Origin of the sequence: Kribbella orskensis (assembly GCF_004342085.1) — a bacterium.
Taxonomy (GTDB): domain Bacteria; phylum Actinomycetota; class Actinomycetes; order Propionibacteriales; family Kribbellaceae; genus Kribbella; species Kribbella orskensis.
This window is the reverse complement of record NZ_SLWM01000006.1, coordinates 246,930-265,876: the sequence shown is the minus strand read 5'-3', so window position 1 is coordinate 265,876 and position 18,947 is coordinate 246,930. Positions and strand designations below refer to the sequence as shown.

The following is an 18,947-nucleotide window of genomic DNA, read 5'->3' as shown; positions in this document are numbered from 1 at the left end:
CTTCTCGTGGTTATCCGGCCTGGAAGAAGGCGCCCTTGAGGTAGTCGTGCACGGCGTCCTCAGACACCCGGAACGACCGACCCACCCGCACCGCGGGCAGTTCGCCGGAGTGCACCAAGCGGTACACCGTCATCTTGGACACGCGCATGGCCGTGGCGACTTCAGCCACGGTCAGGAACTTCACCTCGGCGAGCGGCGACTCACCACCGGACTTCTTTGATGCCATTGCGCACCGCACTTCCAGCACGGGTCGTGCGCCGGCTTCCCCTCCGGCACCTCCGCCCATGCTTGAACCGAGCCTAGTGGCTGTTGGTGCGAATGGGAAAGGGGGTGTCTGGTGTGACTGGATGGCTAGTACGTCGGATCGAGTCCGAGCAGCGGGAAACTGACGTCCCGGGTCGCCTTGATCGAGCGGTCCAGCCAGGTGTCGGGGTTGTACCCGGTCGACCAGGCGGCGTACGACGCGTCGCGGCCGTCCGTCATCCGCGAGGGTGCCACCCGGGCGTACCGGATCCGCACGTCCTCGCGCCACGACTCCGGGACCGGGGTGGACGGTTCGATCGGCTGGCCCGCGACGATCGCCAGCAGGTGCGTCCAGGCCCGCGGTACGACGTCGATGATCGCGTAGCCGCCGCCTCCGGTGGCGACCCACTTGCCAGCACAGACCTCGTGGGCCAGGTCGTGCAGCGCCAGGTACGCCGCTCGCTGCCCGTCGACGGATTTCGTCAGGTGCGCCAGCGGGTCCTCGACGTGGGAGTCGCACCCGTGCTGCGTCACCAGCACCGACGGCCGGAACGCCTTCACGACGTCTGGCACGATCGCGTGGAACGCGCGCAGCCAGCCGGCATCCCCGGTACCAGGCGGCAGCGGGATGTTCACCGACGTGCCCTCGGCGTCCGGCCCGCCGGTCTCAGTCGCGGCCCCCGTGCCCGGGAACAACGTGGTCGGCGACTCGTGCAGGCTCACCGTGAGCACCCGCGGATCGTTGTAGAACACAGCCTGTACTCCGTCGCCGTGGTGCACGTCCACGTCGACGTACGCGACCCGTTCGGCGCCATGGTCCAGCAGCCACTGGATCGCGATCGCGGGGTCGTTGTAGACGCAGAATCCGCTGGCCAGCGAGGGCATCGCGTGGTGCAGCCCGCCCGCGATGTTGGCAGCATGCAGCACGTCGCCCTGCCAGACGGCTCGGGCTGCCTCGACCGAGGCGCCGACCACATGGGCGGAGGCCTCATGCATCTGCGGGAAGCAGTAGGTGTCGTCGGTGCCGAGGCCGTGCTCCAGATCGGGTCTGTCGGGATCCGCGCCCGCGTGCTTCACCGCTTCGATGTACTCCGCGGTGTGCACGGTGCGGAGCAGCGCGTCGTCGGCGACCGGCGCCGGCACCACCTTGAGCAGATCCAGCACGCCGAGGGCACGGGCCAGCCGGACCGTCAGATCCACCCGGATCGGGCTCATCGGATGGCCGTGACCGAAGTCGTACGCCGTCAGCCCCTCGTCGAAGACCAGCATCGCCTCACCGCTCATGCCCCCGACCTTAGCCCGCGCCCGCGGTACGCGCCCCCGCCCACTCGCTCGCTGCCGGCGATCAACCGACCCGCGGCGGATTGGCCCGACCCCAGCGGGTGTTCAGCCAGAACGCCCCGCCGCGAGCATGGAACAGCGCCATGCCCAGGACTCCGAGCGCTCCCGCGGCCAGTGCCGCCCAATGATGCCGGCCGGCACCCGACCAGCCGACCAGGAGAGCGGCGACCACCAGCTCGACCCAGCGATCGCCCGGAACAGACTCATCGTCGACGCCTGGCAGCGGCCAAGACCACCCCACCCCGCCCACAAGGCCGCTGACTCCGAGGGGTTGCCGTCAGGAACCCGGCGTGGGTTATTCTGCTTCTGTGAACACAACGCGTCTGCAGCAGTGGTGGGCCGCCTGAGGGCGGACCCCCAGCGTTCACACGCATCCAAAGGCCGCCTCGCCGAGGCGGCCTTTTGTATGCCCTTCAGCGAGGCCCGTTCGAAAGAAGGAATCATGACCTCGCTCTCCGGCATCACCCCGTCCGGCCGGCTCACGCTCGGCAACCACCTCGGCGCGCTGCGCCGGTTCACCGACCCGGACGGGTTCTACTTCGTGGCGAACCTGCACGCCATGACCACCAAGCACGATCCGCGCCGCCTCGGCGTGCTGACCCGTGAGATGGCGACGCTGATGCTCGCCGCGGGACTCCCGCCGGGCACGGTGTTCATCCAGTCGGACGTGCCCGCGCACGCCCAGCTCGCGTACCTGCTCGAGTGCACCTCGTACGTCGGTGAGCTGTCCCGGATGATCCAGTACAAGGAGAAGGGCCGGGGTAAACCGATGACCCGGGCCTCACTGTTCACCTATCCGTGCCTGATGGCGGCGGACATCCTGCTCTACGGCACGGACCGGGTCCCGGTGGGCGGCGACCAGGACCAGCACGTCGAGCTCGCCCGGGACATCGCGATCCGCTTCAACCGGGAGTACGGCGAGACGTTCGTGGTCCCGCAGCTCCAGAAGGCGGCACTGGCGATGCGGATCAAGGATCTGCAGAACCCGACGGCCAAGATGAGCAAGTCCGACACGGACGACGCGGTCGGCACGATCCGGCTGCTGGACCCGCCGGACGTGATCCGCCGGCAGCTGATGCGGGCGGTCACCGACTCCGACGGCGAGGTCCGCCACGACGAGGAGGCCAAGCCCGGAGTCACCAACCTGCTGGAGATCCTGGCCGCCTGCACCGACGAGGATCCGGTCGAGATGGCGAGTGGCTACTCGACGTACGGGCAGTTGAAGGCGGATGTCGCGGACGCGGTGCTCGGCGTGATCGAGCCGCTGCAGAAGGAGTACGCGCGACTCGCGTCCGACCCCGGCACCGTCGACGAGATGCTCGCCCGCGGGCGGGACCGGGCGATCGAGGCGAGCCGGCCGCGACTCCAGGCGGCGGTGCGCGCGATGGGTTTGGCAGGATCGACCGGGTGACTCTCCAGCTGCGCGTGGCGACCTTCAACATCCGGAACTCCTCAGCGCCGGACGGCGACGACTCCTGGCCGGTACGGCGGGAGTCGACCGCGGCCGCGATCGAGGCGCTCGACGCCGGCGTGGTCGGCCTGCAGGAGGTGCTGCCCGACCAGCTCGAGTACCTCCAGCAGCGGTTCCCCGGCTGGGAGATCGTCGGCGAGGGCCGGGACGACGGCGGTCACGAGGGTGAGCACTCGGTGGTGATGGTCCGGCCGGGCGACTGGCAGGTCGAGTCGCACGAGACCCGCTGGTTGTCGGCCGAGCCGTCGACGCCGGGATCGGTGGGCTGGGACGCGCACCTGACCCGGATCGCGACCCTGGTGAGGCTGCGCCACGCGGACGGCACCGAGATCGGGGTGGCGAATACGCACTACGACCATGCCGGTGAGAAGGCTCGGGTGGAGTCGTCCCGGCTGCTCGCCGCCTGGACCGCGACGGAGCTGCCCTGGATCGTGATGGGCGACCTGAACGCGACGCCGGGTTCGCCGCCGCTGAAGACCCTGACCGAGGCCGGCCTGCGCGACGTCGTACCGGCCTCGGAGGGCGGCTCCGAGCACTCCTTCACCGGAGCCACCGACCGGGACCGGATCGACCACATCCTGGTCAACGACGCCTGGCAGCCGGTCGAGGCAGCCGTCTCCCACTACCGCCCGGCAGGACGGCTGCCCTCCGACCACTGGCCGGTCGTCGCGACGCTTCGGCTGGTCTAGATCTGCTGGCTGAACCTATGGCCTAGATCTTGTTGAAGACCTCTTCGCGCAGGCGTTCCAGCGCGTCGAAGCGGCGTGAACCGCTGCCCAGGAAGGAGTCCGGCACCAGGAACTCGTCGATGCCGGTCTCGGGGTAGCGGGCGACGACGTCGAGAACCTGGCCGGCAGATCCCATGATGACCGGCCGGCCGGCGGCGGTGAGCCGGTCGCGGCGTTCCTCCGCCTCGGTGTCACCCGGGACGAGGACCTCGATCATCGCCTGGGTGGACCGGCGGACCGTCGCCGGATCCCGGCCGATCTTCTCGCAGTGCGCGCGGAACACGTCGCCCTTGTGCCGAGCGACCTCGGGCAGGCCCCAGTGGTTCCACTCGTCGGCGTACTTCGCGACGATCCGCAGCGCGACCTTCTCCCCCGAGGCTCCGATCAGGATCGGCAGCTTCGCGGGCTTCGGTTCCAGCGGCGCCTCGTTCAACTGGTAGTACTCGCCGTCGAAGGTGGCCCGGTCCTGGGTGAGCAGACCCTGGAAGACCTGGCAGGCCTCCTCGAAGCGGGCCAGCAACTGCTTCACCGGCGGCAGGTCGATGCCGTAGGCGTGGTGCTCGTTCTTCTGCCAGCCGGCGCCGATGCCGAGCACGAACCGGCCGCCACTCATCTGGTCGATCGTGGCGGCCTGCTTCGCCACCACCGCCGGATGCCGGTAGGTGTTGCCGAGCACCATCGATCCGAGCCGTACCCGTTCGGTCCGTACCGCGAGGCCCGCCAGCAGGGCGAGGCACTCGTTCATCGGCACGGACAGGTCGTCGCCGTTCTGCATGAAATGGTCGGCCATCCAGACGCCGTGCCAGCCGGTCCGTTCGGCGTACTCCGCGCCGTCGAGAACCTCTTGCCAGCTCCTGGTCGCACTGGGCCACAGGGAAAAGTCCATATCCCCGACCCTATGCCGGTAGCGTGCCGCCGAGGGCTGACAGGGGCTCGCGGCCGGGGGGCTGGGTGGGACGTGGCAGCAGCGGCTTGCGTCGCTCGACCGGACGGGTCACCGGTTCGGCGGAGGTCACGGTCAGCTCCTCGCCCGCGTGCGTGAGGGTGACCTCGACGTCGGCGCCGTTGTGCACGGCATAGGTGACCTCGTCCTGGCGGATCTCGACCCGGAGTCGCGCACCCCGCCACCGGATGGAGAAGGCCAACTGGGTCATGCCGGCTGGCAGCGCAGGGTTGAAGCAGAGCTTGCCCTCGCGACTTCTCAACCCACCGAAGCCCGCGACCAGTGCCGTCCACGCCCCGCCGAGCGACGCCATGTGCAGACCGTCGCGGGTGTTGTGGTGCAGGTCGAGCAGATCGATCAGCGCCGCCTCGTAGGCGTAGTCGTAGGCGAGGTCCAGGTGCCCCACCTCGGCTGCCATCACGGCTTGCACGCAGGCCGACAAGGACGAGTCCCGGACGGTGAGCCGCTCGTAGTAGTCGAAGTTGCGCGCCTTCTCCTCCGGCGTGAAGTGCTCGCCGCACCAGTAGGTCGCCAGCATCACGTCCGCCTGCTTGATCACCTGCTTGCGGTACAGCTCGAAGTACGGGTGGTGCAGCATCAGCGGGTAGCCGTTCGAGGCCTCGAAGTCCCACTCGGCGTGCCCGGTGAAGCCCTCGGCCTGCGGATGGACGCCGAGCTCCTCGTCGTACGGGATGTAGACGTCGGAGGCCGCGTCCCGCCAGGCCGCCTCCTCCTCCGCGTCCACCGACAGGGCGCGGGCCTTCGCGGGATGAAGGACGGCGAACTCGGCCGCGGCGCGCAGGTTCTTCGAGGCCATCAGGTTGGTGAAGACGTTGTCGTCGGCAACAGCGCTGTACTCGTCCGGCCCGGTGACGCCGGCGATGTGCCAGCGGCCGCGCCGGTCGTGGTGGCCCAGGGACATCCAGAGCCGTGCGGTCTCCACCAGCAGCTCGAGACCGACGTCCTCGATGAACTGGTCGTCGCCGGTCGCCGTGTGGTAGCGGATCACCGCCTCGGCGATATCGGCGTTGAGGTGGAACGCCGCGGTGCCCGCAGGCCAGTACGCCGAACACTCCTGGCCGCGGATCGTCCGCCACGGGAACGCCGCGCCGCGCAATCCGAGGGCGGCCGCGCGTTCCTTGGCCTGGTCCAGGATCGAGTGCCGCCAGCGCAGGGCGTCGGCGGCCGAGTCGGGCATCGTGTAGGTCAGCACGGGCAGCACGAAACCCTCGGTGTCCCAGAAGGTGTGGCCGTCGTACCCGGCGCCGGTCAGACCCTTGGACGGGATCGCCCGGCGCTCGGCCCGGGCACCTGACTGCAGGACGTGGAACAGCGCGAACCGGACGGCCTGCTGCAGCTCCGCATGGCCGTGCACCTCCACGTCCGCCGCGTCCCAGAAGTCGTCGAGGAACATCTTCTGCTGCTCGACCAGTCCGCTCCAGCCGGAGAACCGGGCGCCGGCGAGTGCCGCGGCGACCTGGTCCCCGATGGCCGTCTCGGACCGCAGACTCGACCAGCCGTAGGCGAGCAGCTTCACCACGCGCAGGTACTGACCGGGCTTCAGCTCGCAGATGATCGTGGTCCGGGCCCAGTCGTCCCGGACGTCGATGTCGACGGCGATCCGGCCGGGCGACTCGATCTCGTGGCTCATCCCCGCGGCCATCAGCAGATCGCTCGACCTGGTCCGGTGGATCAGCACGATCTCCTCGTCGTCTCGGTCGTGCGACACCGCCTGCAGCGGGCTGTCGAGCGCAGCGGCGACCCGGGGATCGTTGGACAGCTGGGGCTGGGTCTCGTTCGCGACGAGCTCGGACTGCAGGACGAACCGCGCGGGCTGGTCGACCGGCTCGACGACGTACTCGATCGCGGCGATGGCCCGCTGAGTCAGCGAGACCAGCCGGCGGGAGCGCACCTTGATCCGCTTGCCGCCCGGGGAGGTCCAGTCGGCGTCGCGCTGCAGGATGCCGGAGCGGAAGTCGAGCACCCGCTCGTGGGAGTGCAGTTCGCCGTACCGGATGTCGAAGGGCGAGTCGTCCACCATCAGCCGGATCAGCTTGCCGTTGGTGACGTCCACCAGGGTCTGGCCCTGCTCGGGATACCCGTACCCCGCTTCGGCGTACGGCAGCGGGCGGCGTTCGTAGAAGGAGTTCAGGTAGGTCCCGGGGATCGCGTACGGCTCGCCCTCGTCGAGGTTGCCGCGCAGGCCGATGTGGCCGTTCGACAAGGCGAACAGCGACTCCGACTGGGCCAGGTTCTCCAGCTCGAACTCGTTCTCCCGCAGCCGCCAGGGGTCGATCGGATGGTGCTTCCGGTCGATCATCGGGCCTCCCCGTCCAGGAGTTCGGCGAGATCCTGCACGACGATGTCAGCGCCCTGGGCAAGGAGTTGCTCGGCCTGGCCGACCCGGTCGACGCCGACCACGAAGCCGAACCCGCCCGCTCGCCCGGCCCGCACACCGACCAGCGCGTCCTCGAACACCACCGCGTCCTGCGGCTCGACGCCCAACCGCTTCGCCGCCAGCAGGAAGGTGTCAGGCGCAGGTTTGCCGCGCAGGTGTTCGGCGCGGATCGTCAGCCCGTCCACGATCTCCTCGATGTACGGCGCGAGCCCGGTCACCTCCAGAACCTCCCGGGTGTTGGCACTGGACGACACCACAGCGCGGCGCAGCCCCGCCTGCTTGGCGGCTTCCAGGTAGCGGCGGGATCCCTCGAAGACCTGCACGCCCTGCGTCCGGATGCGGTGCCGGACGGCCTCGTTCTTGCGGTTGCCGAGTCCGTTCACCGTGAGCGCGGTGCCCGGATCGTCGTTGGTGCCTTCCGGCAGGACGATGTCGCGAGAGGCGAGGAAGTCCCGGACCCCGTCGACGCGGGGTTTGCCGTCGACGTAGTGGTCGTACTCGGCGCGCGCGTCGAAGGGCACGTACGGTTTGCCGTTCTCCTCCGCGTCCTGCTGGAGGAACTTGTCGAACATCTCTTTCCAGGCCGCGGCGTGCACGGCCGCGGTGTCTGTCAGGACGCCGTCCAGGTCGAAGAGGCCGACCTGGATCCGGTCTGGCAGTCCCAGCATCGTTCACCTTTTCCCGTTCGGGGGTGGTTTCCGGAGGGCGGGAGCCCGACCGAGCCTAGGGCATGTCCCGTCAGACCAGATGCCAGCGCAGCAGGAACGCGCCGACCGACAGGACGAGGTACAACAGGACCACCACTACGCCGATGCCCGGGCGCGGCCTGGACCGGCGTACGGGCAGGGCGTCGGCGTCCGCGCGGACCGTCTGCATCACCGCAGCGACGTATGCGGTCCGGCCCTCGGCGATGCCGTTGATCTCGTTCTCGTCCTTGCCGCTGGTCAGCACCACCGAGCCGTCGACGATCTCGATGTCGTCCACGTCCTGCCAGGCGAGGCTGCGGACGAGCAGGCTGGTCCGGGCCTTCAGCGCGGTCGCGGTGATCTCGACGCGGTAGAGCACGACGCCGCCGGCGACGCGGACCACGGAGGCGCCGATCAGCGTGAACAGACCGACCGCGAGGAAGTCGCGGGCGCCCATCCAGAGCCAGGAGTTCAGTGTGGGCACGGCGAGGAAGGGCAGCACGAACAGCGCCCAGGCCCACCAGGGCGCCGGATCCAGCGGCACCTGCCAGGGCAGCGGGGGAGGTTGTTCAGCCGTGTCGCCGGTCAGGTGAGCAGGGCGTGCGGAAGCGTCTTCGGCGCCGCCCGGACGATTTCCCATGGGCGGGACCCTAGACCCATCGGCTCCGACCAGCTGACCCGACATCGACTCATCCTCTGAAAAAGGCCCAGGCCGACTCGGCGAGGACCGCCGTCACCGCCGGCCGATAGACCGCGGCGCCCCAGGATAGCGACACTCACTCGGCGGCGAGGTCACGGGATCTGTTGCGGGCGGCTTCGATGGCGGAGAGGAAGGCTGCGCGGACCTTGTGGTCCTCGAGCTCACGGACCGCGGCCGCGGTGGTGCCGCCCGGGGAGGTGACGCGTTCGCGCAGGACGGTGGGGTGTTCGCCGGTCTCGCGGAGGAGCTTCGCCGAGCCGACGACGGTCTGGACGACGAGCTCGGTGGCGGTGGAGCGCGGCAGGCCCATGTGAACGCCGGCCTCGATCATCGACTCGACCACGAAGAAGATGTACGCCGGACCCGACCCGGAGATCGCGGTCACCGCGTCCTGCTGCTTCTCCGGCACCCGGATCACCCGGCCGGTCGCGGCCAGCAGCCCCTCAGCCAGGACCAGGTGGCTCTCGTCGCAGTGCGCACCGCGGGAGATCGCGGCCATGCCCTCGTCCACCAGCGCAGGCGTGTTCGGCATCACCCGGACGACCGCGACGCCCTCGGGCAACCGGGACTCGATGAAACCAGTGGTGATACCAGCGGCCAGGGAGACGACGGTCTGCGAGGGCTGGACCGCCGGGGCGATCTCCGCGAGCAGCTCGGGCATGTCCTGCGGCTTGACCACCAGGACGAGCGTGTCCGCCTTCGCCGCCGCGTCCACGTTCGTCACCACGTCCACGCCGTACCGCTCGCGCAGCTCGGTCGCGCGCTCGGGCCGCCGCTCGGTGATCAGCAGCTCCTCCGGCCGGCGTCCCGCCCGCAACAGCCCGGACAGCAACGTCTCGCCCATCACACCGGCCCCGAGGATGGCCACCTGACTAGTCATGGCCACAGGTTAGCGGCGCGGCCCGTCCGGCGGCTCGGCGCAGGTTCACCCGCAGTTCAGGAGTTGCCGCGCTCGCAGGCCACGCCGTCGCCGTTGCGGTCGAGCTCCCGCGAATAGCCCGGATCGCCTCGGTGCAAGGGCGCCTTGCCTGCCGCACGGACCTCCGCACAGCTCGTGTAGGTGACGCCCGGCGACCCCGGTGCCGGCGTCATCGTCGGCTCCGTACTGCTCTGCGAGCTCGTCGGCGAGACCTCAGGTGCCGGGGTTGGCGAGGTGTCGGTCGTCCGGACCGAGGTCTGGGCAGGCGTCGGCGTCTCGGACGGCTCGGGTGTCCGGGTCGGGTGCGGCGTCGGCGTCGGCTCCGTCGTGGACGGTGAGACCGTTTCCGGGGTCGTCGGCGGCGGTTCGTTCGCCTGCCCGGAGTCGCCCCGGCCGAACGGGTTGAACAGCACCAGACCGACCAGCACGACCAGCACTGCGACGACCGCGCCGTATCGGAGCGGACTGGGCCCCCCGTACCGTCCGAGCGGGCCGCGCACCGGCTGCCCGTGCTCGTCCGTCCAGAACGACCATCCCGCCGGCGCAGGCGGCCACTTCTCCTTCGGGCGCCAGCGCTTCGGCGGGCGCCAGCGAGCATTCGGCGGCTCCGGCCAACCCGGCGGCGCGTTGAATTGCCTCACTCCAACCTGCCCTCCCGAGGTTGTCCGACGCACCGCAGCATAGACAGCAGAACGGCATCCGCGAACGCGGGGCGCGGCGCCTTGGCACGCACGTCACTTAGCGGGAGCGCGCCGTCACCGAAAGTCGCGGACGCGCGGTCAGGCCCGGAAGTTCCGGGGCCTTACTTCTTGCTGATCAGGGAGCGGGCGAAGAACTGGAGGTTGGCGGGGCGCTCGGCCAGGCGGCGGACGAGGTACCCGTACCAATCCTCGCCGTACGGGATGTAGACGCGAACGGTCTGGCCCTCGCGGAACAGCCGGAGCTGCTCCTCGGGGCGGATGCCGAAGAGCATCTGGTACTCGTAGCTGCCGCGCTCGCGGCCGGCGCGGTCGGCCAGGGAGCCGGCGATCGCGATCAGCCGCGGGTCGTGCGAGGCGATCATCGGGTAGCCGTCGCCGTTCATCAGGATCTTCATCGCCCGGACGTAGGCCTTGTCCACGGCCCGCTTGTCCTGGTACGCGACCGACTCGGGCTCCTTGTAGGCGCCCTTGCACAGCCGCACCCGCGAGCCGGCGTGCGCCAGGTCGCGGCAGTCGCCCTCGGTACGGCGCAGGTACGCCTGCAGCACGGCGCCTGTCTCGGGGAAATCCTGCCGGAGCTCGCGCAGGATGCCCAAGGTGGAGTCCGTGGTGGTGTGGTCCTCCATGTCCAGAGTGACCGTGGTGCCGGCGTTGCGGGCCGCGAGGCAGATCGTCCGGGCATTCTCCAGGGCGATCTTCTCGCCGTCGCCGGGCAGCGCCTGGCCGACCGCCGACAGCTTGACCGAGACCTCGGCGTGCGCGGTCAGGCCGGCCTCGGACAGCTGCTTCAGCAGCTCGAGGTACGCGTCGGCGGTCGCGGTCGCCGCGGCGAGATCGGTGACGTCCTCACCGAGATGGTCGAGGGTGACGTTCAGGCCGTTGCCGACCAGCTTCTCGGTGGCCAGCACGGCCTCCGGAGCGGTCTCGCCGGCGACGAACCGCGCGACGATGCCGCTGGAGACGGGCATCGCCGAGACGGCCTTCTTGATCTGGGGGCTGCGGGACACGCCCAGCAGGACTCGCCGAAGCACTTTCGCGTTCCTCCTCGTTACCCCGGCCCACCCGGCCCCATATGCCGCGTTGCTTCAGGGGTGTCAGCAGGTTACGCGGCTGAACGTCACGCTCCCTAATCCCTGGGCACGTCACTGGGCACAGTGTGGCCAGCACCACACCACTTGGTCCAGTGGTGTGGTCCCGTACTGTGCAAGGGAGACAGCCGGACGCCGTGCCGCCGGATCGGCTGCACCCTCGGCCGGGAGAAGATGCGCCATGCCTTTGTTCAAGCGGCCCTTGTTCAAGCGGCCGGGGCTCCAGCGCCGCCGGGCCGCCGCCGCCGGCGGTGATCCGATCGCCGCGTTCTGGACCTGGTGGACCGCCTCCGGCGCGGCCGAGATCGCCGCCGCGATCGCCCGCAAGGACCCCGGGTCGACCGCCGACCTGCTGTCCCGGCACGTCTCCCGGATCCACCCGAACCTCGACTGGGAGCTCGGCGCGGGCCTGCACGCCCGGCACGTCCTGGTCGTCACCGCGGCCGGCGACCCCGGCACCCGGGCGATCGCGCGCCGCTGGCTGCGCGCCGCCCCGGTCTCCGACGAGCTCTGGGAGTACGCCGACATGCGCCGCCCGGCGCCGGACGTCACCATCAGGTTCGAGGGGATGCCGCCGGTCCAGATCGACGCCGCCCTGGTGTCGATCGAGCCGGACACCCGCGAGGCCGCCCTGCACGTGGCGGTGCACCACCCCACTTTCCGCGAGCTCCCGGAGGACCTGCAGAAGCGCGTCACCTTCCTGCTGCTGGATCTCGTTCTCGGCGAGGAACTGGTGGAGACCTGGGTCGGCGCGATCGACACCGCGGTGGAGCAGCCGGCGGACGCAGTACCGATCGCGGAGCTGCTGCCCGCGGTGGCGTCGTTCGCGGCCGCGCATGTCGCGGACGACGGCGGGCCGAGCTGGCGGCTGATGGAAGGAACCACGGAGGCCGGGGACCGGCTGGTCGCGACCGCGATGGTGCCGCTGCGCTCGATCCAGATGCCGCACCTGGACACCCACGTGGCCGTCCTGGTGCCGTACCTCGACGCTCGCGAGGACGGTCTTCCCCAGGACGACACGCTCAGCCACCTGCGCGACTTCGAGGACCACCTGAGCGACCGGCTCGGAGACTCAGGCCGGCTGCTCGCGCACGAGACGGCTGCCGGTTCGCGGATCCTGCACTACTACGTCGACGGCACCACCCCGGCCGCGGCCCAGCTCCAGGCCGCGATCAGCGGCTGGCCCGACGGCCCGGTCCACCTCAAGGCCACCCCCGACCCCGCCTGGGAACACGTCCGCCACCTGTCGTAACGCCCGCCGAACTGTTGGGCGAGTGATCAGGCGGTACGGCGTTTGAGGGTGGCTGCGCCGAGGGCCAGCGCCGCCAGGATGAACGCGAGGACGACCAGGGCATCGGCGCCGGCGCCACTGCCGAATCCGTTGCCCTGGGCAACTCCGGCGACCGCGTCGACGGCGTACGAGAGCGGCAGCACGTCGCTGATCGCACGCAGTACGTCGGGGAGGTCGTCGCGCGGCACGAGGAGTCCGCAGAGCAGGATCTGCGGGATCATCACCGCCGGCATCATCTGGACGGCCTGGAACTCGGTCGCGGCGAAGGCGCTCGCGAACAGGCCCAGCGCAGTACCGAGAACGCCGTCGAGGACTGCCACCACACCGAGCTGCCAGGCGGCGCCCTGGATGTCGAGGTCGAGCGCATAGAGCGAGATCGAGACCACCACGACCGCCTGGACCACGGCGATCAGCGCGAAGGCCAACGCGTAGCCGAGCAGGAAGTCGAGCTTGGCCATCGGCATGGTGAACAGCCGGGCCAGAGTGCCACTGGAGCGCTCGCGCAATGTCGCCACCGAGGTGACGATGAACATGATGATCGCGGGGAACACCGCCAGCAGCGGTCCGCCGATCCGGTCGAAGGTGGTCGGTGAGTCCTGGAACATCCACCACATCAGGCTGACCAGCGCTGCCGGGAGCACGATCAGCATCGCCACCGTGCGGTGGTCCCGGCGCAGCTGCGCCAGCACCCGGGCCGCCACGGCGAAGGTCACTCGCAGGGTCATCGTGCACCTGCCTTCTGCTCGATCAGGATGAGGAAGGCCTGCTCGAGGTCGGTGGTGCCGGCCGATTCCAGCAGCGCCCGTGGGGTCTCGTCGGCGAGTAGGTCGCCGTCGCGCATCAGCAGCAGCCGGTCGCACCTGCTCGCCTCGTCCATCACGTGGCTGGACACGAGCAGCGTGGCGCCGTCGTCCGCGAGCCGGTGGAACAACTCCCACAGGTCGCGCCTCAGCACCGGATCCAGGCCGACCGTGGGTTCGTCGAGGACGAGCAGTTCGGGGTCGCCGAGCAGCGCGGCCGCGAGCGAGGCCCGGGACCGCTCGCCGCCGGACAGCTCGTCCACCCGTACGTCAGCGTGGCTGCGCAGATCGACCGCGTCGATCACCCGGCCGATGTCGTCCGAGCCGACTCCGAGCACCGCGGCGAAGAAGCGCAGGTTCTCGGTCACGGTGAGGTCGCCGTACACGCTCGGCTCCTGCGTGACGTAGCCGATCCGCCCGCGCAGCTTGGGCGCGCCGGCCGGCAGCCCGAGCACCTCGACCTGCCCGGTGACCTTGGCCTGCAGGCCCACGATCGCCCGGATCAACGTCGTCTTGCCACACCCCGACGGCCCCAGCAGCCCCGTCACCGACCCGGCCCGGAGGTCGAACCCGACCCCGTGCAGGACCTCCCGCTCCCCGCGCACCACCACGACGTCCCGGCACACCACTGCCGCCGCGTTTTTCATCATGTGATGAATTTAGCGCGCAGCGCACCCGCTGGCAACACCTCGGGTCGATCAGGACTCCGCTGGAATCAGGCGGTGAGGTAGTGCTGGATCGCGGGGGCCATGCGGTCGATCAGGGTGGGGACGTCGGTGGTGGCGATGGGGTCCAGCTCGACGAGGTAGCGGGTCAGGGCCATGCCGAGCAGCTGGCTGGCGACCAGGGAGACGCGGAGCTCGGCGTCGGGGACACGCAGGACCTGGGAGACAGGGTGGATGATCATCTGGGTGATGCCTTCGCGCATCATCCGGGCGACCTCGTCGCTGCTGACCACGCTGCGCAGGATCGCCTTCATCCGTTGCTGGCCGTCGGGGGACTCCCAGACGCCCAGGAAGACGGTGATGATGCGACGGCCGAGCTCGTCGCGCGGGCCGTCGAGAATGGCCGCGGCCACCTGGCGCGGGTCGATCGGCAGCGACATCGACTCGATGAACAACTCGTCCTTGCCACCGAAGTAGTGGTGGATCAGCGCCGCGTCGACGCCGGCCTCCCGGGCGACCGCCCGGAGCGAGGTGGCCGCGAATCCCTTGCCGGCAAAGGATTCCCGGGCCGCGTCGAGGATCTCACCGCGGGTGTCAGGACCACCCGGGCGGCGTCCCGGCGTACGGGCCGAGGCACGGTCCGGAGTACCGGCCGTACTGCGGTCCGGGGTGCGGCGGCTCGTCACGAGTTGAGCTCCGACACCTCGCCGTCGCTGGTCACGGCGAAGGCCGACCGCCGGGACGAGACGGCATCAGTGGTCCGGACGAAGTGCTTGCGGGTGAAGTCCAGCGACTCGATCAGATCCACTTCGCGCTCGGACCGGCTGGTCGCGCGGCGGGTGTTGATCTCGATGATGATGTGGCCGCGGAAGTCGTTGTTCGCCAGACCCTGCAGCAGATCGCCGGCACGCTGAGTACCACGACCCGGGACCAGGTGCTCGTCCTTGGCCGAGCCCGTGCCGTCGGTCAGGTGCACGTGCTTGAGGGTGGACCCCATCGTCGCGGCGAGGTCGACGCAGTCCTGCTCCGCGGTGGACGCGTGCGACAGGTCGAGCGTGGTGTGCGCATAGCTCTGCTCGGTCGGGTCCCAGCTCGGCGCATACGCCTGCAGGCCCTTGCCCGGCGCGCGCCACGGGTACATGTTCTCGACCGCGAAGATGACCCCGGTCTCGACCTCCAGCCGCGCGATCCCCTCGACGAAGCCGCGCGCGTAGTCACGCTGCCAGCGGAACGGCGGGTGCACCACGACCACGTCGGCGCCGAGCTCCTTGGCCGCCTCGGCGCTGCGCTCGAGCTTGCCCCACGGGTCGGTACCCCAGACCCGCTGGGTGATCAGCAGACACGGCGCGTGGATCGCCAGCACCGGCAACTGGTGGTAGTCGACGAGCCGCTGTACGGCGTCGATCTGGGTGCTGAGCGGGTCGATCCCCACCATCACCTCGACGCCGTCGTACCCCAGCCGGGCCGCCAGCTCGAAACAACTGGCGGTGGACTCGGGGTAGACCGAAGCGTTGGAGAGGCCGATCTTTGCGGTGTCGCGGGGGCTCATCTGCTGGTGCCTTCGCACTTCGTCATCGGGATAGCGACCGGGTCACAAGGGTGCGACCGGTGTCATCGGGGTTGCAACTGGTCAAGGCGGGACAGGATCACGCCTTCGCGCAAAGCCCACGGGCAGACCTCGAGCGAGGTCAGGTCGAACAGGTCCATCACGGCGTCGGCCACCAGGGCGCCGGCGACGAGCTGGGAGGAGCGGCCCGCGGAGACACCGGGCAGCTCGCCCCGCTCGGCCGCCGTCATCTTGATCAGCTTCGGCATCCTGTCGGTCAGGTCGTCGCGGTTCAGCGACCGCGGCACGTACGGCCCGTCCTCGGACGGAGCCGCCCCGCAGATCCGGGCCAGCGAGCGGAACGTCTTGCTGGTGGCGACGGACCGCTGCGGCTTGCCGGCCCGCAGTACGTCACCCGCCACCGCCGCCATCTCGATCCGGATCCGCTTGCGCAGCTCCCGCACCTCGTCCTTGTCCGGCGGGTCCTGGGTCAGCGACTCCCGGGTCAGCCGGCCGGCGCCGAGCGGGACGGACACGGCGACCGTCGGTTCCTCGTCCGACCCGGCCGCGATCTCCAGCGACCCACCTCCTATGTCGAACACGGCCAGCCGCCCGGACGACCAACCGAACCAACGGCGTACGGCCAGGAACGTCAGGCGGGCCTCGTCCTCCCCGGTGAGCACGTCGAGGTCGATCCCGGTCTCCTTGCGGACGCGGTCCAGCACCTTCTCGCCGTTCGGGGCCTCACGCAGCGCGGAGGTGGCGAAGGCGTGCACCGTCTGGCAGCCCTTGTCCTCGGCCAGCTCGGCCGCCTCCTTGACGAAGGCCACCAGCCCGTCGGCGCCGGACTGGGCGATGTTGCCGTCCTTCTCGAGGTGCTCGGCGAGCCTCAGCTCGGTCTTGTGCGAGTACGCCGGCAGCGGGGCGGCACCACGGTGAGCGTCCACCACGAGGAGGTGGACGGTGTTGGATCCCACGTCGAGTACGCCTAGCCGCATACCCTCCACGCTACTGGACTCCTGGAGTTCACCTTGCCCGCCCGCGGTGGTCTTCCCGCAGATTTGATCCCGTCCGGCCGATCGGCAACCCACGCAGTACCGGCCGGGATGACCGCGTATCGCCGCGAACGACGTACGCTTTCCCGGTGCCTGAGGTCTCACTTGATTTCCCCCGCGCCTATGTCGAGTTCGTCGACCCCGCCGACGCCGACCAGGTGTTCCGCTGCGACCTGACCTGGCTGACGTCCAACTGGACCTGCATCTTCGGCGGCGGCTGCAAGGGCATCTACAAGGGCCGCCCGAACGACGGCTGCTGCACCCTCGGCGCGCACTTCTCCGACGCCGACGACGAGGCCCGGGTGAAGACGTACGTCAAGCAGCTGACCAGCGACGACTGGCAGTACCGCAAGGAAGGCAAGAAGCACGGCTGGGTCGAGACCGACGACGAGGGTGACCGCAAGACCCGCGTCTTCGAGGGCGCCTGCATCTTCCTGAACCGGCCGGACTTCGCCGGCGGCGGTGGCTGCGCGCTGCACGGGCTGGCGCTGAAGCAGGGCGTGCACTTCGTCGAGACCAAGCCGGACGTCTGCTGGCAACTCCCGATCCGCCGGACCTTCCGCGAGGTCGAGCGGCCGGACGGCACGTCGTACACGGAGGTCGGCATCGGTGAGTACGACCGGCGCGGCTGGGGCCCGGGCGGTCACGACCTGGACTGGTACTGCACCGGGAACACCGAGGCGCACATCGCGGTCGAGGCGGTCTTCGAGTCGAGCAAGGTCGAACTCCAGACCCTGATGGGCGAGAAGGCCTACGACGTCCTGGCCGACTTCTGCCGCCAGCACCTAGCCGCCCCCAAACCGCTACTCCCCCACCCCGCCTCCAAATAGCACGCTCGGTAAGACGGAGAACGACCTCCGGGGCGCCGGCTTTTCAGGGTGTTGTTTGAGGTAAGGGTTGCCTTTGTTCGACACCCCGGATCGGCGGGGTTGGCCGGGAGCCGACACAATGTTTCGCATGCGCTTGGATCACTTGTCATATGCCGCTGGGCCGGACGGGTATCAGGCGACCGTCGACCGGCTGTCCGCGGTGCTCGGGGCCGAGTTCGTCGACGGCGGGGTGCACCCGCGCTTCGGCACGGTGAACCACGTCCTGCCGCTCGAGAACGACCGCTACATCGAGGTCGTCGACGTGCTGGACCACCCGTCCTCGGACAAGGCGCCGTTCGGCCAGGCGGTCCGCGCCCGCAAGCAACTGGGCGGCGGCTGGCTCGGCTGGGTGGTCGCGGTCCGCGACATGGAGCGGATGGAGAAGCGCCTCGGCCGCGACGCCGTTCCGGGCAACCGGCACCGGCCGGACGGGGTCAACCTCACCTGGCGGCAGATCGGCGTCAAGGGCCTGATCGCCGACCCGCAACTGCCCTTCTTCATCCACTGGGACGACCTGACCCAGCACCCGTCGACCGGCGGCAAGGGCGTCAAGCTGACCGGGCTGGAGATCGCCGGTGACCCGACCCGGGTGACCGACTGGATCGGCCACCCGGCCGACCACCTGCTCGACGACCTCGACGTCGCCTGGGTCGGACCGAACGGCCAGCCCGGCCTGGTCGCCGCCGTCTTCCAGACCCCGCAGGGCATCGTCCGGTTGTGACCTCGTCGCAGATCCTCGCGGTCTCCGGGATCCTGACCGGCGACCGCTCCCGGACCCGCGACCTGATCTCGTACGCCGTGTCGCTGGCCGGCGCGTCCGGCCCGGCGAGGTTCTGCTTCATCCCGACCGCCGAGGGCGACAACCCGCTGGTGGTCAAGTGGTTCGAGGATGCCTTCGGCAACGACCCGTCGGTCGAGCCGAGTGTGCTGACGCTGTTCACCTCGCCGAACGTGCCGGACGTCCGTAAACACCTGCTGGCGCAGGACGTCGTCTGGGTCGGCGGCGGCAGCGTGGTCAACCTGATGGCGGTCTGGCGCGCGCACGGACTGCCCGAGATCCTGCACGAGTGCTGGCAGAACGGCGTGGTGATGGCCGGCCAGAGCGCAGGCAGCCTCTGCTGGCACCTCGGCGGCCCGACCGACTCGTACCGCGACTCCCTGGATGCCTTCAGCAACGGTCTCGGCTGGCTGCCGTGGAGCAACGGCGTGCACGACGATCTCGGCGACCAGCCACGGCGTACGGCGTACCGGCAGTTGGTTGCCTCGGGCGCTCTTCCCGGCGGCTACGCGACGGAGGACGGCGTGGGGCTGCACTACGTCGACGGCGCCTTGCACGAAGTGGTCTCCGTCCTCCCCGACGCCCGCGCCTGGAAGGTCGACCCGGACGGCTCGGGCGGTTTCCTCGAAAGCGAGATCGTGCCGCGGTACCTGCTACGACAGCTTGACTCAACATTCACGACTCTCGTCCCCCAAGACCTCTAGACCACGACGGTCGGTAGTCGA

21 protein-coding genes are annotated in these 18,947 nt (G+C 69.9%); 6 read left to right on the top strand and 15 right to left on the bottom strand.

Annotated features, from left to right (window positions below; translation table 11 throughout):
• Positions 1 to 10: 10 nt before the first annotated feature.
• The 3 genes from EV644_RS19150 to EV644_RS44625 all read right to left on the bottom strand — a co-directional run bounded on the left by EV644_RS19150 (position 11) and on the right by EV644_RS44625 (position 1,756).
• A complete protein-coding gene (locus EV644_RS19150) occupies positions 11 to 226 on the bottom strand; it encodes a helix-turn-helix domain-containing protein (RefSeq protein WP_112248247.1) in 216 nt (71 codons plus the stop codon).
• Between the two features lie 125 nt (positions 227 to 351).
• Positions 352 to 1,527: an acetoin utilization protein AcuC gene (locus EV644_RS19145; RefSeq protein ID WP_132189651.1), complete on the bottom strand. Its 1,176-nt coding sequence runs from the start codon at positions 1,525 to 1,527 to the stop codon at positions 352 to 354.
• Positions 1,528 to 1,588: 61 nt separating this feature from the next.
• Positions 1,589 to 1,756, bottom strand: a complete 168-nt coding sequence (locus EV644_RS44625) for a hypothetical protein (protein WP_158292873.1) — start codon at positions 1,754 to 1,756, stop codon at positions 1,589 to 1,591.
• A gap of 270 nt (positions 1,757 to 2,026) precedes the next feature.
• On the opposite strand from EV644_RS44625, the gene trpS reads away from it, so the two are divergent.
• Positions 2,027 to 2,995, top strand: a complete 969-nt coding sequence (trpS, locus tag EV644_RS19140) for a tryptophan--tRNA ligase (protein ID WP_132189650.1) — start codon at positions 2,027 to 2,029, stop codon at positions 2,993 to 2,995.
• Positions 2,992 to 3,744 (top strand): endonuclease/exonuclease/phosphatase family protein, encoded by a 753-nt coding sequence (locus EV644_RS19135; protein WP_132189649.1) that lies wholly within the window; start codon positions 2,992 to 2,994, stop codon positions 3,742 to 3,744. The genes trpS and EV644_RS19135 overlap by 4 nt, the downstream gene beginning before the upstream one ends.
• Before the next feature lie 22 nt (positions 3,745 to 3,766).
• Here the strand turns inward: EV644_RS19135 and EV644_RS19130 are convergent, their stop codons facing one another.
• The 7 genes from EV644_RS19130 to EV644_RS19100 form a co-directional block, all read right to left on the bottom strand.
• Entirely contained in the window at positions 3,767 to 4,669 is a 903-nt protein-coding gene (locus EV644_RS19130) for a TIGR03560 family F420-dependent LLM class oxidoreductase (protein WP_132189648.1), read from the bottom strand.
• Between the two features lie 10 nt (positions 4,670 to 4,679).
• The gene (locus EV644_RS19125) at positions 4,680 to 7,046 is read right to left on the bottom strand and encodes a glycoside hydrolase family 65 protein (protein WP_132189647.1); all 2,367 of its coding nucleotides are present in this window, start codon (positions 7,044 to 7,046) and stop codon (positions 4,680 to 4,682) included.
• Complete coding sequence (locus EV644_RS19120; RefSeq protein WP_132189646.1) at positions 7,043 to 7,792, bottom strand: HAD family hydrolase; 750 nt, start codon at positions 7,790 to 7,792, stop codon at positions 7,043 to 7,045. Before EV644_RS19120 ends, EV644_RS19125 begins: the two co-directional genes overlap by 4 nt.
• Before the next feature lie 70 nt (positions 7,793 to 7,862).
• Complete coding sequence (locus tag EV644_RS19115) at positions 7,863 to 8,450, bottom strand: hypothetical protein (protein WP_132189645.1); 588 nt, start codon at positions 8,448 to 8,450, stop codon at positions 7,863 to 7,865.
• Between the two features lie 136 nt (positions 8,451 to 8,586).
• A complete protein-coding gene (gene proC / locus EV644_RS19110; protein WP_132189644.1) occupies positions 8,587 to 9,390 on the bottom strand; it encodes a pyrroline-5-carboxylate reductase in 804 nt (267 codons plus the stop codon).
• Between the two features lie 56 nt (positions 9,391 to 9,446).
• Complete coding sequence (locus EV644_RS46390) at positions 9,447 to 10,070, bottom strand: excalibur calcium-binding domain-containing protein (RefSeq protein ID WP_241998373.1); 624 nt, start codon at positions 10,068 to 10,070, stop codon at positions 9,447 to 9,449.
• A 161-nt stretch (positions 10,071 to 10,231) separates the two neighbouring features.
• On the bottom strand, positions 10,232 to 11,161 hold the full coding sequence (locus tag EV644_RS19100; protein WP_132189643.1) for a proline dehydrogenase family protein: 930 nt from the start codon (positions 11,159 to 11,161) through the stop codon (positions 10,232 to 10,234).
• A gap of 238 nt (positions 11,162 to 11,399) precedes the next feature.
• Here EV644_RS19100 and EV644_RS19095 point away from each other — a divergent pair, with 238 nt between their 5' ends.
• Positions 11,400 to 12,470 carry a DUF695 domain-containing protein gene (locus EV644_RS19095; RefSeq protein WP_132189642.1) on the top strand — a complete coding sequence of 357 codons (1,071 nt, stop codon included), beginning with the start codon at positions 11,400 to 11,402 and terminating at the stop codon, positions 12,468 to 12,470.
• 26 nt (positions 12,471 to 12,496) lie between these two features.
• On the opposite strand, the gene EV644_RS19090 is transcribed toward EV644_RS19095, so the two are convergent.
• The 5 genes from EV644_RS19090 to EV644_RS19070 form a co-directional block, all read right to left on the bottom strand.
• Entirely contained in the window at positions 12,497 to 13,234 is a 738-nt protein-coding gene (locus EV644_RS19090; protein WP_132189641.1) for an ABC transporter permease, read from the bottom strand.
• Entirely contained in the window at positions 13,231 to 13,959 is a 729-nt protein-coding gene (locus tag EV644_RS19085; RefSeq protein WP_132189640.1) for an ABC transporter ATP-binding protein, read from the bottom strand. The genes EV644_RS19090 and EV644_RS19085 overlap by 4 nt, the downstream gene beginning before the upstream one ends.
• A 65-nt stretch (positions 13,960 to 14,024) precedes the next feature.
• Positions 14,025 to 14,660, bottom strand: coding sequence for a TetR/AcrR family transcriptional regulator (locus tag EV644_RS19080; RefSeq protein ID WP_132189639.1), 636 nt, complete (start codon positions 14,658 to 14,660; stop codon positions 14,025 to 14,027).
• Positions 14,657 to 15,523: a sugar phosphate isomerase/epimerase family protein gene (locus tag EV644_RS19075; RefSeq protein ID WP_132189638.1), complete on the bottom strand. Its 867-nt coding sequence runs from the start codon at positions 15,521 to 15,523 to the stop codon at positions 14,657 to 14,659. Before EV644_RS19075 ends, EV644_RS19080 begins: the two co-directional genes overlap by 4 nt.
• A 62-nt stretch (positions 15,524 to 15,585) precedes the next feature.
• Positions 15,586 to 16,518 (bottom strand): Ppx/GppA family phosphatase, encoded by a 933-nt coding sequence (locus EV644_RS19070; RefSeq protein WP_132189637.1) that lies wholly within the window; start codon positions 16,516 to 16,518, stop codon positions 15,586 to 15,588.
• A gap of 146 nt (positions 16,519 to 16,664) precedes the next feature.
• On the opposite strand from EV644_RS19070, the gene EV644_RS19065 reads away from it, so the two are divergent.
• The 3 genes from EV644_RS19065 to EV644_RS19055 all read left to right on the top strand — a co-directional run bounded on the left by EV644_RS19065 (position 16,665) and on the right by EV644_RS19055 (position 18,926).
• Positions 16,665 to 17,405 carry a DUF3109 family protein gene (locus EV644_RS19065; protein WP_132189636.1) on the top strand — a complete coding sequence of 247 codons (741 nt, stop codon included), beginning with the start codon at positions 16,665 to 16,667 and terminating at the stop codon, positions 17,403 to 17,405.
• A gap of 127 nt (positions 17,406 to 17,532) precedes the next feature.
• Complete coding sequence (locus EV644_RS19060; protein WP_132189635.1) at positions 17,533 to 18,165, top strand: VOC family protein; 633 nt, start codon at positions 17,533 to 17,535, stop codon at positions 18,163 to 18,165.
• A complete protein-coding gene (locus EV644_RS19055; RefSeq protein ID WP_132189634.1) occupies positions 18,162 to 18,926 on the top strand; it encodes a Type 1 glutamine amidotransferase-like domain-containing protein in 765 nt (254 codons plus the stop codon). The genes EV644_RS19060 and EV644_RS19055 overlap by 4 nt, the downstream gene beginning before the upstream one ends.
• Positions 18,927 to 18,947: the final 21 nt, after the last annotated feature.